This window comes from Clostridium fessum, from assembly GCF_003024715.1.
Lineage (GTDB): Bacteria > Bacillota > Clostridia > Lachnospirales > Lachnospiraceae > Otoolea > Otoolea fessa.
Map to the genome: position 1 here is coordinate 542,350 of NZ_PYLO01000001.1, position 13,116 is coordinate 555,465.

11 protein-coding genes and 1 tRNA gene are annotated in these 13,116 nt (G+C 50.5%); 2 read left to right on the forward strand and 10 right to left on the reverse strand.

All coding sequences use genetic code 11. The annotated features are described in order from the left end of the window. Positions 1–132 precede the first annotated feature (132 nt). Together C7U56_RS02525 and C7U56_RS02530 are read right to left on the reverse strand one after the other, a co-directional pair. Complete coding sequence (locus C7U56_RS02525; protein ID WP_107000005.1) at positions 133–771, reverse strand: histidine phosphatase family protein; 639 nt, start codon at positions 769–771, stop codon at positions 133–135. A 6-nt stretch (positions 772–777) separates the two neighbouring features. Beyond that, positions 778–1,332, reverse strand: a complete 555-nt coding sequence (locus tag C7U56_RS02530; RefSeq protein WP_107000006.1) for a sigma-70 domain-containing protein — start codon at positions 1,330–1,332, stop codon at positions 778–780. A 139-nt stretch (positions 1,333–1,471) separates the two neighbouring features. Between C7U56_RS02530 and C7U56_RS02535 the strand changes: the two genes are divergently transcribed. Next, the gene (locus C7U56_RS02535) at positions 1,472–2,395 is read left to right on the forward strand and encodes a LysR family transcriptional regulator (RefSeq protein WP_107000007.1); all 924 of its coding nucleotides are present in this window, start codon (positions 1,472–1,474) and stop codon (positions 2,393–2,395) included. On the opposite strand, the gene C7U56_RS02540 is transcribed toward C7U56_RS02535, so the two are convergent. Next, positions 2,331–4,769: an ATP-dependent DNA helicase gene (locus tag C7U56_RS02540; RefSeq protein WP_107000008.1), complete on the reverse strand. Its 2,439-nt coding sequence runs from the start codon at positions 4,767–4,769 to the stop codon at positions 2,331–2,333. The genes C7U56_RS02535 and C7U56_RS02540 overlap by 65 nt on opposite strands. A 352-nt stretch (positions 4,770–5,121) precedes the next feature. Continuing rightward, positions 5,122–5,364 (reverse strand): HPr family phosphocarrier protein, encoded by a 243-nt coding sequence (locus C7U56_RS02545; RefSeq protein WP_107000009.1) that lies wholly within the window; start codon positions 5,362–5,364, stop codon positions 5,122–5,124. A 495-nt stretch (positions 5,365–5,859) separates the two neighbouring features. On the opposite strand from C7U56_RS02545, the gene C7U56_RS02550 reads away from it, so the two are divergent. Next, a tRNA-Trp gene (locus tag C7U56_RS02550) sits at positions 5,860–5,930 on the forward strand. A gap of 251 nt (positions 5,931–6,181) precedes the next feature. Here the strand turns inward: C7U56_RS02550 and radA are convergent. The 6 genes from radA to C7U56_RS02580 form a co-directional block, all read right to left on the reverse strand. Next, complete coding sequence (gene radA, locus C7U56_RS02555) at positions 6,182–7,585, reverse strand: DNA repair protein RadA (RefSeq protein ID WP_107000420.1); 1,404 nt, start codon at positions 7,583–7,585, stop codon at positions 6,182–6,184. A 161-nt stretch (positions 7,586–7,746) separates the two neighbouring features. Then, on the reverse strand, positions 7,747–8,160 hold the full coding sequence (locus C7U56_RS02560) for a hypothetical protein (RefSeq protein ID WP_022359635.1): 414 nt from the start codon (positions 8,158–8,160) through the stop codon (positions 7,747–7,749). A 124-nt stretch (positions 8,161–8,284) separates the two neighbouring features. Then, on the reverse strand, positions 8,285–10,732 hold the full coding sequence (locus C7U56_RS02565) for an ATP-dependent Clp protease ATP-binding subunit (RefSeq protein ID WP_107000010.1): 2,448 nt from the start codon (positions 10,730–10,732) through the stop codon (positions 8,285–8,287). Positions 10,733–10,760: 28 nt separating this feature from the next. Beyond that, positions 10,761–11,795: an ATP--guanido phosphotransferase gene (locus tag C7U56_RS02570; RefSeq protein WP_107000011.1), complete on the reverse strand. Its 1,035-nt coding sequence runs from the start codon at positions 11,793–11,795 to the stop codon at positions 10,761–10,763. Continuing rightward, positions 11,779–12,345: a UvrB/UvrC motif-containing protein gene (locus C7U56_RS02575; protein WP_107000012.1), complete on the reverse strand. Its 567-nt coding sequence runs from the start codon at positions 12,343–12,345 to the stop codon at positions 11,779–11,781. The genes C7U56_RS02570 and C7U56_RS02575 overlap by 17 nt, the downstream gene beginning before the upstream one ends. Before the next feature lie 73 nt (positions 12,346–12,418). Then, positions 12,419–12,793 (reverse strand): GntR family transcriptional regulator, encoded by a 375-nt coding sequence (locus C7U56_RS02580; protein WP_022359631.1) that lies wholly within the window; start codon positions 12,791–12,793, stop codon positions 12,419–12,421. Between the last annotated feature and the right edge of the window lie 323 nt (positions 12,794–13,116).

The window sequence follows — 13,116 nt, forward strand, 5'->3', positions numbered from 1 at the left end:
TACGGCAAATTCCTGCTACCACCACGTTTTCTTACGGCACTTTCGGTTCCAAAAGTGCCTACCCGTGAACAGTAACTCTTATTGTATCTCTTGCCTTATTTCATTCCTGCTTTTTCATTTTGAAATCATTCTTTAAAACAATTTTTTCTGTTCCAACGTCCCTGTCTCATTCAGTGCAAGCAGCTTTCCCATCCCCGTCGAACGGTCATACGAAACAACCGACAGACTGGCATTCGCCACAATGATCTCCTGCGGCTCCCGATGGAAACGGAGCAGATAATTCATCAAAAAGACGAGGATCCCACCGTGCGCCACGATCACCGCATCCCCGGCTGTCTCCTCCAAAATCTGTCGGATCGCCCGTTCACTCCGCGCCTCGCAGGATTTTCTTGATTCTCCGCCGGACGGGATACCGACCATCGGCTGTTCCCTCCACAGATGAAATTCGTCCGGGTACTCTGCTTCCACCTGCTGCCAGCTTTTGCCTTCCCAGCATCCAAAATCGCGCTCCCGCAGCCCCGTCAGGCGGCGGAGCGGTAATTTTCCTTCCTTTGCCAGGATCTCCGCCGTCTGGAATGCCCGCGCAAGCGGGCTGGTATAAACCGCATCGATCCGCGTTCCCGCCGGATAGCCACTCCTCTCTTTTAGAACAGCGGCTAGCTGCTCCGCCTGCTGCCGTCCTGTCTCATTCAGCGGAATATCCGTCGTTCCCTGTATCTTTCCCGCCCGGTTCCAGTCAGTCTGACCGTGGCGCACCAAATAAAACAGCATTTTCTATTACTCCTGTTCATCTATCTCTTTCTGAGCCATCTCTGCCGCCTGACCGCTGACCTTCATCGCATCCATCGTCAGCTTCATGATGTCACGGATCTCATCCTCGCTCATCTTCATGCGCTCTGCCAATTCCGCAAGGGTCGCCTCGCGTCCCAGCTCCCGCGCCATGCTCGCAGAAATATCCTTGAGGACATTAACGCGCGCCGCCATCTCCTCCTCAATCTTCGTCTCGCGGTTCTGAATCTGCAGCGCATCCTCGATCGCCGCGCGCACCTTTTTCTCCATCTGCGCGTCGAAATCACCGTTTTCGTACTCGCTTGCGAACAGAAACAGCGCCATATTTGCCTCCTGCACCAGATCGCCCGCCGGAAGTCCCCGATCGTGATACTCCTCCGCGATCTGAACCGCCTTCGTCAGTTTTAACTCCGTCAGACGGGAAACCGCTGTCTTGTCCCCCTCCGTCAGTTTTTTCAGAAGCGCCGTTTCCTCCTCCGGCGTGCCCTGCGGGAGATTTTTCAGTTCCTCTAAGTAAATATCATAAAATGTATTAGATTCCATGTGGTATTCCCTCCTAAAAAATACATACTTCTAAGATGATTCCGTCATTTTATCACAAACAAGACACAGATACAATCATTATTGACTCCGCCCTCCAATCATGTTACACTGAATACAGTTCTATAAGGAGGACTAATAAATGGATATCAACTATGAATTATATAAAGTATTTTACCACGTAGCCTCGACGTTAAGTTTCTCCGAGGCATCTAAGCAGCTTTTCATCTCCCAGTCGGCGGTCAGCCAGTCGATCAAGGTACTGGAGAAGAAACTGAACCAGACTCTTTTCATCCGCAGCACAAAAAAAGTACAGCTTACCCCGGAAGGCGAGATCCTGCTCAAGCACGTGGAACCGGCGATGAACCTGATCCGTCAGGGCGAAAACCAGCTGCTCGACTCTAACAGCTTAAACGGCGGTCAGCTCCGCATCGGCGCAAGCGACACGATCTGCCGCTATTATCTGGTGCCATTTTTAAGCGAATTTCACAAGCGCTACCCGAATATCCACATCAAAGTTACCAACCGTACCTCCATCGAATGTGCACGGCTTCTGGACAACGGACAGGTTGATTTTATCCTGACGAATTATCCAAACTCCGGGCTCGGTGGAACGCAGAATATCCATGTGCTGCGCGAATTCAACGATATATTCGTCGCTAATGAAACCTATTTCCCGATGAAAGACCGCCCGGTTACACTGCACGAGCTGCAGGCGCTCCCGATCCTCATGCTGGATCGCAAGAGTACCACCAGCGAATTTCTGCACAACATGTTCCAGAAGCACCAGCTCGACCTCGTACCGGAGATTGAATTAAGCAGCAACGATCTGCTCATCGATCTGGCGCGCATCGGTCTCGGCATCGCATTTGTCCCGGATTTCTGTCTCCCGGCTGGCGAAAAAGAACTTTATGCCCTGACCCTGACCGAAACCCTGCCGCCGCGCCAGCTCGTCGTCGTCCACAATGAAACAATGCCGATCTCGCAGGCATCGCGTGAATTTATTGAACTTCTGGAAAACGGCTCCAAAACGCCTGAAGCTCCTGCTCCAGAGACGAAAGACTGACCCGTTTGACATCGCTCCATTCCCTTGGAAATAATTCCCGGTACTCCCGATGCCAGAACCGGTCATCCAGTAAAAGGATGACACCCTGATCGGACGCGGTCCGGATGACCCGCCCTGCCGCCTGGAGTACCTTATTCATGCCCGGATACTGGTAGGCATATGCAAATCCGTCTTTTCCCGCTTCTTCAAAATATCCCTGCAAAATCTTCTGCTCCGTGCATACCATCGGAAGCCCGGTTCCTACCACGATCACTCCGATCAGGCGGTCGCCCGTCAAATCGATTCCCTCCGAAAACAGACCGCCCATCACACAGAACGCCACCAGAGAAGTATCACGTTCAGCTGTTCGTTCGGGAGAAAATTTCTGTAAAAATGCTTCCCGTTCTTCCTCGGTCATGTGAGAATCCTGGACCAGGATTTCCATACTTTTTCCGTTTTCCCCGGAATGATTTTTCATTTTTTCATTATCATCCAATTCAACCTTCTGATACGCATATTCCCCTTCACACACCTCACGCACCCGGTTCATATACTGATACGATGGAAAAAACACAATATAATTGCCCTTTTTCACACTTGCCATCGTCTGGATGTACCGCAGCACCCGCCGGTATTCCAGCTCATTGCGCCGCGTATAGCGGCTCGTCACATCCGTCGCCGCCAGCAGAAGACGCTGCTCCTGTGGAAACGGGGACGGCACGTAGACTGTATAGTCCTCCTCCTGATCTGACAGAAGCATCCGGTAATACCGGAGCGGCAGAAGTGTTGCCGAGAAAAAAACCGCCGCCTTTCCCTGCGACAGGCACTGTGCCAGATTTTCAATCGGATTGACACAATAAAGCCGGATGACAAATTCGCCGGATGGCAGAAGTTCCGTGTAAATCCGGTAATGCTCATCGACCCGCTCATACATATTTAAAAAATGGCGCACCGAAAAATAAAAATCCAGAATCGTGTCCCGTCCATCTTCCTCGCCCGGCTTTTCCAGATACTTTTCCATTTCCCCAAAAACACTGTTTAACACTGGAACCAGATGTCCGGCATCCGTGATCACCTGGTATCCGCCGCACTCCCGCTTCATCTCCAGAAGCGCCTTATTTAACCTTGTAAGCTGCCGCCCCAGCGCCGGCGCACGATGTCCCAACACTTTTTTCGTCAAAAGCACTTCTTCCTTTATAATAGAAGCACTGTACATTTCCCGCGCGCGCGATACCAGATTGTGGGCTTCATCCATCAGGAAGAAATAGTCTCCCTCGGCCCCATCCGCAAAATAACGTTTCAAGCGCACATCCGGGTCAAAGACATAATTATAATCGCAAATGATCCCATCCACAAACGAAGAAATATCGAGGCAGAACTCAAACGGGCAGACCTGAAACTTTTCCGCATACTCTAAAATTACCGAACGCGTGATTCCAAATTCCTGATGCAAAATTTCATACACCGCATCGTTGACCCGGTCAAAATGTCCTTTCGCACGTGGGCACATTTCCGGATTGCACACCGGTTTTTCCAAAATACACAACTTTTCCTTTGCCGTGATCGTGACCGAACGAAAATACAGCCCGCGTTCCCGCAAAATCGCCAGCGCCTCTTCCGCCACTGTCCGCGTGATCGTCTTCGCTGTCAGGTAAAAGAGTTTCTGTCCATGCCCTTCCCCGATCGCTTTAAGCGCCGGAAATACCGTCGAAAGTGTCTTTCCAATCCCGGTCGGAGCCTGGACAAACAGCCTGCGCCCGCGCTCCAGCGTCCGGTAAACCGCCACCGCCAGTTCCCGCTGCCCCGCCCGGTACGGATAGGGAAATTCAAGCGCCTTGATTGATTCATCACGTCGCAGTCCGTTGTGATAGAGGTAACGCGCCCATTTGACATATTCATGGATCAAACCAGCAAACCATTCGGAAAGTTCATCCATTGTCTGGATCTGCTGAAAGCGGCGGATCTCCTCCGTCTCCAGATTACAGTAGGTGAGCTGCAGCGTCACTTCGTCCAGCGCTTCCTGTAATCCATAGATATAGCCGTAACAGCGCGCCTGCGCCATATGCACGCCGACCGCCTCCTCCAGACAGTTTACATCCTGGTAAACACACTTGATCTCATCGATCGTGACATTTCTTCCATCCCGGATGATTCCATCCGCACGCCCCTCGACCACGATCTGGAATCCATCCTCCTCCACCGAATGGCGCAGCGACACCTCCGCCTGATACCCCGATCCCATCCGCCGCTGTATCTTCCGGTGCATCCGTCCCCCAGCTAACATCGCCTCTTTCTGTGCACCCGCCGTGCGCCGGTTATCAATATCCCCCGAACGCAGAACGAACTCAACCAGATTGCGGACGGAGATCCGTATCTGCCTGCCGGTCAGCTCCATGTGTGGTTCCTCCCTTCCCCGTACATGTACTCTCGGAATCTTTCTGTGCTTAATTTTGTGAAATGATTTTTTGTCAGTTGTGCCCAAATTTCTGAGGCGTACGCGGTGCGTACGTTGATGAAATTCGGGTGCGGCTGGCGGAAAATCAGCCACAAAAGCACGTGCAGAAAGACTCCGAGAGTACATATATATGTCTATCAAAAAGACTGCAGACACCATCTTCTCTCCGGCACCCGCAGTCTTTCTTTATTTTCGTACTATCAACTTTTCTTTCATCATGCCGATTCGGACCATACATATCCTAAAATATCTATGATATCTATGTTCCGCTTGAACCAGCCTTCCAGCCCTTTTATGCCGCTGTCACATTGTCCGCTTCCATCGTGTCAAGGAACGCCTCATACTCTGCATCCTCGCCCGTGTACTCAACGGTCAGAATCTGTGTCAGATCCAAACTCATAACTCCCAGAATCGACTTGGCGTCAATGACAACACGGTTATAAAAAACATCAATATCAAAATCGCATTTCATAGAAGCATTGACAAATTTCTTTGCATCTTCTATCGTTTTCAGCATAATTTTTCTCTGTTTCATAATAAACAACTCCTTTTTACTGAATGTACCAACAGAATTTTTCCCTCCGTTTTTTAGGCACATTTAAAATCATCAAGATTTATTCAGTGTTTATAGCACGATTTTTGTCGAATGTCAATTTGATTTCTTTTATACCACATATTTTCAATATATGATTTTTACCAATAAAGCAGTGTGTTTCTTGGTAAAATATTCTGACATCTGAAACTATGCGTCGTATTCATTTCATGATATATTGTCATTATTTATATAAATCAAAGGGTTTGACGGATTGGTTTTGGGCAGTTAAACCAAATATTCATTGCAAATTTCCCACCCAGCCTGGACACACAAATTCTCTTTTATCAAATTATTCCGACCTCTAGTTTCCATATAAAATGATGAATGAAACTTAATAAATGGAAAAAAATATATTAAATCAAAAAAAATGAAAAATTATAAAAAAATTGTTGACTTTTCGTTATGGCTATGATATCATAACTGAGTCAGCAGCGAAGGGGAATAGTTCAATGGCAGAGCAACGGTCTCCAAAACCGTTAATGGGGGTTCGAATCCCTCTTCCCCTGCTTCTAAAGGCGTCAGTGATTCAGAGATGAGTCATTGGCGTTTTTTGTTTTTTTAAACATTCAAGTCAAACGTCCATGAGACTTGGCGCGTGATTCTGGTCAGAGAAGCTGACATATTCCTATCAGAATCACTGCGCATCCTCGCGGAGCGTTTATCTCAGTCGGAGACCTAACTCCCACTGAGACAAATTTGCTGTTACTCACATTACGCTAATATTATTTTTCTTAAATTTTCCCAAAATCCAAGCAACCTACAGCAGCCCAATCGCCTCCCGCACATTTGCCACCCCTTCCAGCCGGATATCCGACCTTGGTTTCAATTTACTGACATTGACCATCGGAAGAATGCACCTTGTAAATCCCATCTTGACTGCCTCATGGACTCTCTGCTCTGCCATCGAGACGGCGCGCACCTCTCCGGAGAGTCCGACCTCGCCAAATACGATCGTTTTCTCATCCAGCGGACGGTCTTTATAGCTGGAAATCAGCGCCATCACGATCGCAAGGTCAAGCGCCGGCTCGTTCATCTTCATGCCGCCTGCAATGTTGACATAGGCATCGTACCCGGACAGGGCATAACGGCATCGTTTTTCCAACACTGCCATGAGCAGGTTCACACGGTTGTAATCGACGCCCGCTGCCGTCCGCCGCGGCAGTCCGAAATTCGTCTTTGACACCAGCGCCTGCACTTCCAGAAGAATCGGGCGGGTTCCCTCCATCGAGCAGGCAGTCACCGCACCGGATGCCTCCGCCGGGCGCCCTTCCAGCATAAATTCGGATGGATTCGGCACCTCCGCCAGTCCTTCCTCCCGCATCTCAAACACGCCGATCTCATTGGTCGAACCGAAACGGTTCTTCACTCCCCGCAGAATCCGGTAGGACGCATGGCGATCGCCCTCAAAATATAGCACTGTATCGACCATATGTTCCAGCATACGCGGTCCCGCCACAACACCCTCTTTCGTCACATGACCGACGATAAAGACTGTCACACCCAGTCCTTTTGCGAGCTGCATCAGGACGCCGGTGCACTCTCTTACCTGGCTGACACTGCCCGGTGCAGAACCTGCCGCCTCGATAAACATGGTCTGGATCGAGTCGATCACGACCACATCCGGGCGTACCTCCCGGATCACCTCCGCAATCGTATCCAGGTTCGTCTCACTCAAGAACGAAAGTGGTCCGCGCACCGTCCCGATCCGGCTTGCCCGCAGTTTGATCTGTTTTAATGACTCCTCGCCGGAGACGTATAAAACCTTTTGTTCCTGTCCTGCCAGGTTCCGGCAGACCTGCAGAAGCAGGGTTGATTTTCCGATTCCCGGATCTCCGCCGACCAGCACCAGGGAGCCACGCACCACGCCGCTTCCAAGCACCCTGTCAAGTTCTGCAAATCCGGTTCTCGTCCGATCCGTATCGGAAAGCTCAATTTCATCTAAGCTGACTGGCTTTGCCTGCGCGCCAACCCGTTTCCCCGGTGCCGCCGTCAGCGAAGCCGCTGCCGCATACCGCCCTGCTGCCGTACCGGATGATGTCGGTGCGGACGGCGCTTCCACCATCGTATTCCACGCCTTGCACGCCGGGCACTGCCCCATCCATTTGGAAGATTCATAACCGCATTCCCTGCAGAAAAATCCCGTTGATTTTGCCTTTGCCATTCTGATTCCTTTCCAAACACTTCTTCTCATATTTCTTATTACACAAAAAGCTGCTGCATGGCGGAAACCGGCTTCCGGCGCACACGCCCGCCATTCCTGCCATGCAGCAACTTTCATCTCACGCATTGTAACTTGTACGTAACGCTTTGTTTTTCTTTTCCTTATCTGGCTTCAATCCGGATTGCGGTTGCCTTGCCCGGGTTCAGCTCCACGCTCAGTACCAGTTTGCCACTGACGTTGGTCTTCATGCCGCCGACCGATACGCCGTCTACATATACCTCATACTCACGCTCATCCTCTAACTGAATGGTAATCTGAGCATCCTTCTCGCCCTCAACCGAAAACTGTACGGAAGTATCTCCCGCCTGGAAATGATTGACTGCCGTGCCCGGTACCGACTCATATACGAACATTCCGTTGCGCTCCAGCTTGGTAATCTCGCCGAATGTTTTTACCTTATAAAGATCGCCCTGAAATTCAAAATCCTGCAGCTTGGACTTTGCTGCTAACATATAATTGCCAAAACTGATGGTTCCGTCATCCTCGATGCGGATTAACTCGCTAACTACTGGCATAATGCTTTATCCTCCTAGTATCCTTTTAATCAATATCGCAACTGCTCCGCACTTACACAGTTACTCAGTAGTATCATTTTAACACACTTCGACCGGGTTTACCAGTCTTTTCGCTTCCAGCCCTTTAGACCGTCTCAAATTTCAGCTGATCGCCATCTTTTTCAATCCGAACCTCTGTTTTTTTCCGGATCGTGCCTTCCAGGATCTTCTCAGAAAGCTGATCCTCGATCTGCGTCTGGATCGTCCGGCGCAACGGTCTTGCACCATATTTGGAATCATATCCCTTGTCTGCCAGAAAATCGATCGCATCATCTGTGATCGTGAGCGTCATTCCAAGCTGATCCTCCGTCCTTTTCTTGATGCCGCGCAGCAGAATGCCCGCGATCGTCTTGATATTCTCCTTCGTCAGAGGATGGAATACTAAAATCTCATCGATTCGGTTTAAAAACTCTGGCTTAAACATCCGGCGCACTTCCTCCATCACGCGTTCTTTCATAAACGCATAATCCGCTTTCTCACCGCTCTCCGACGAGAATCCAAGCCGCTTCGGGGAAATAATATTTTCAGCGCCCGCATTGGAGGTCATAATCAGAATCGTGTTCTTGAAATCCACCTTCCGTCCCTGTGCGTCCGTAATGTGCCCGTCATCGAGGATCTGCAGCAGAATGTTAAATACATCCGGATGCGCTTTTTCAATCTCATCAAAGAGAATAACCGAATATGGATTGCGACGCACCTTCTCGCTGAGCTGTCCGCCCTCCTCGTAGCCAACATATCCTGGCGGCGAACCGATCATCTTGGAAACGCTGTGTTTCTCCATGTACTCCGACATATCAACGCGGATCATCGCATTTTCCGTGCCAAACATCGCCTCCGAGAGTGCCTTGGAAAGCTCTGTTTTTCCGACACCCGTCGGCCCCAGGAACAGAAACGAACCGATTGGCCGCTTCGGATCCTTGAGTCCCACACGACCACGGCGGATCGCACGCGCCACGGCGGATACAGCTTCCTCCTGTCCGACCACACGCTCATGCAGAATGGACTCCAGTTTCAACAGCCGCTCTGACTCTTCTTCTGCCAGCTTGCGAACCGGGATCTTCGTCCAGTCAGAAACAATGTCCGCAATCTCATTTTCACCGACCACTAACTTGCGTGAATTTTTCTCTTTTTCCCATTTTTCACGAATCTTTTCAATCTTTTCCTGCTTTTTCTGCTGCTTCTTCTTGATCTCACCGGCTTTCTCATAGGCTTCAGCCTTGATCGCCTCTTCCTTCTGGTCTTCGAGTTTTTTAATCTCTGCTTCGAGCTTTTTGATCTCCTCCGGCTCCGTATATACAGTCAGACGCAGCTTCGAAGATGCTTCATCGATCAGATCGATCGCCTTGTCCGGCAGGAAACGGTCATTGATATAGCGGGCAGACAGGCGCACCGCTGCCACCAGTGCCTCATCCTGGATCGTCACCTTGTGATGTTCCTCATAGCGGCTGCGAAGCCCCTTCAAAATCTCGATGGATTCCGCCTCCGTCGGCTCATCCACCATAACCGGCTGAAACCGGCGTTCCAAGGCCGCATCTTTTTCGATGTATTTGCGGTATTCTTCCAGCGTCGTCGCACCAATGAGCTGAATCTCGCCTCTCGCCAGCGACGGTTTCAGGATATTGGAGGCATCGATCGCGCCCTCCGCGCCGCCTGCGCCGATGATCGTGTGAATCTCGTCAATAAACAAGAGCACATTTCCACTCTCCCGCACCTCGGCAAGTACCTTCTTAATCCGCTCTTCGAACTCACCGCGGTACTTGGATCCTGCGACCATGCCGGACAAATCGAGGCTGACAACCCGCTTTTTCGCGATCGTCTCCGGTACATTGCCGGAAACAATGAACTGCGCCAGACCTTCCACAACCGCCGTTTTTCCGACGCCTGGTTCCCCGATCAGGCACGGATTATTCTTCGTCCGGCGGCTTAAAATCTGAATAACACGTTTCATTTCCCGTTCCCTGCCGATGACTGGATCGAGCTTTCCGTCCCGCGCCATCTGAGTCAGATCCCGGCTGAAATTGTCCAGATTCGGTGTATTGCCTTTCTCCGGGCGCACCCGTCCTGCTGCCGCATCTTCCGCCGCCTCGGACGGCGCATCATCGCCCATAGCCCCCATCAGATCCACATATAATTTCTGAATATTAACATTCATTGTATTGAGTAAACGGCACGCAGTTGATTTTCCATCCTTGATGATGGCAATCAGGATGTGCTCCGTTCCAATCAGAGGCGCTTTGAAAAAAACCGCCTCATCATAACTCGCCTGCAGCACGGCGCGCGCCCCCGGCGTATATTCAATCTGTCCCTCTACCTGAGTCGCCACTGCCGGGCTTATCAGACGCTCCATCAGTTCCATGACACGCTCTTCTGTCACATCATGTTCTGCCAAAACCGCTGCCGCCACGCCAGTTTCCTCTTTTATCAGTCCTAAAAGCAGATGCTCCGTCCCCACATAGCCGTGTTCCAGCTCCTGCGCTGTCTCGACTGCCAGACGGATCGCTTCTCTGGCTTTCTGAGTAAAACGATCGATCATTTTACTGTTCCTCCTGTTTCTTTTTACTTTACACCAGCTTCGGCAGTTCCTCACGCAGATACCGCGCCCGCTCTGCCTCCAATTCCTCACGTCCCAGCGGCTTGCTCGAACGTTTCTGTAAGTTTGCCGGCTGGATGCCGATCATCAGGCGGTAAATACTCACAAATTCTGCCGGTTTTAACAGCCCGTCCGCGATGCCCGCCCAGACATGAGATAGAAATGTCATCGCTTCCTTGAGCGTCATCCGGCGCGCATATTTCAGAACGCCGTAGGACTTGTACGCCTCATCCTCCCGCTCCAGGCGGTGCCTCGACAGAGAAACCTCGCGGAACTGATTTTCCTGCGCCGAGAGCTGCCCCGCCACGTTGGCTACCAGCTCCAGAATCTCTTGTTCGGTGATGCCGAGTGTCTTCTGATTGACTACCTCGTACAAATCGCCGTAGTTTTCATTGCCTCTGCCATAAACGCCGCGCACGGTCGTGCCGAAACGTCCCATATCGCCCAGAAGTTCCTGAAATTTCTTATTCATTGTCAGAGACGGCAGATGCACGACCACGGACGCCTTCATTGCTGTTCCGACATTCGTCGGATAGGACGTCAGATATCCATATTTCTCATTAAATGCATACGGAATCTTCTCGTTGATATAATCATCCAGCGCATCCGCTTTTGCATAACATTCTTGCAGATCGAGTCCCGATGCCAGCACCTGTAACCGGATATGATCGTCCGCATTTAATACCATGCTGACCCGCTCATCCTCCGAACAGAGGATCCCGCCCGGCGTCGTCTTCTCCGCCAGCGTGCGGTTTAAAAGCCGCCGTTCCCGCAATGCGGTGCGGTCAAGCTTCTCCATCAATTCCAGATCTTCATATTCATAAAACTGACCGTCCCGGTCACCCAGATCGCGGAAATTCTGTTTTAAACGGGCAATCATCGTCCGCGCCTCATCCGGCTCCAGACGGCTCGGAAATTTATATTCCTCCCAGTTCCGAGACAGACGCACCCGGCTGGAAACGATATTGGACGCATCATTCGCCACTTCCTCAAACCATTTCGTCATGTCTCATCTCTCCTTCCAGACTGTGTATCTTATCCCGGCAGGCAGCAGCCGTCTCATAGTCTTCTTCCTGCAACGCCGCTTCCAGCCTGCGTTTCAGCTGCTTAATCTGCTCCTCCGGGCTGAATTCCAGTTCTCCTTTCTTCGTCACCTCTGCAGCCGCCTGACTGCGCGGCTGGATCTTCGGATGTTTGCCGGTATGGCTCGAATTTTCCTGCAATTTCTTAATTTTCTCTCCAAGCAACGGATCAAACACATGATAACAGTCCGCGCATCCGAAACGGCTGTTCTTGATAAATTCTTCATACGTTGTGCCGCAGGTCGGGCATACCACATCCTCTTTCGGTGCCTGGCTGGCAGACGCATCCGTCAGTCCCAAAAGGCTCGAAAGCAGTTTTCCAAGCGGAAATTCTCCCTCAATCAGTGCCGAGTACGGTCCCAGATCCATCTCTTTCGCGCACTGGGCGCAGAGATTATGCTCTGTCTTGACGCCGTTAAACACTTCTGTATATTTAATATTCGCTTCGCGAATCCCACATTTCTCACACAGCATAATTTATCCTCCCAACATACACATCCCGCAACGGTTCCAATACACAAAAATCATCGCCCGCAGCCGGAACCTGCTATTCCGCTGTAAATGCGTCATAAATGGAATCCACCAGATTGTGAACCTCCTCGCGGCTCACATTTTTACAGACACCTCTTGCCAGAATTACACTGAGATCCCGGCGCATCTCCGAGATCGTCCGCATCTTATCCGTATCAAGTGCAATCACTGCCCCGCGGCGGCGGTCCACACGCAGAAAACCTTCCTGTTTCAGTACAGAATATGCCTTGTTGACCGTGTGCATGTTAATTCCGATGTTATCCGCTAACTGGCGCACGGATGGCAGCGTATCGCCCTCCCGGATCTGGTCGGTCGCAATCCCGATGATGATCTGGTTTATGAGCTGAATATAAAGCGCTTCCTCACTGTTAAAATCAATCTCTACAATCATACTCCACCATCTTTCATTCTGACGGCAGACCCCGTTTCTAAATACAGTCAGCCGCCTGTTTTATCATTTGTTATATAGATTGTATAACAAACAGGTGTTTTCGTCAACTGTAAAACTGTGTTAATTGTGTGAACTTGTTACTGTTCACGGATAGGCACTTTTGGAACTGAAAGTGCCGTAAGAAAACGTGGTGGCAGCAGGAATTTGCCGTATTTAAATGCGAAGCCACGGCAAATTCCGTTACTGGGCACGTATGCGTGAACAGTAACGTGAACTTGTTACAAAAAAAATCGATATAAAAGAAAAGACAGATACCCACCAGA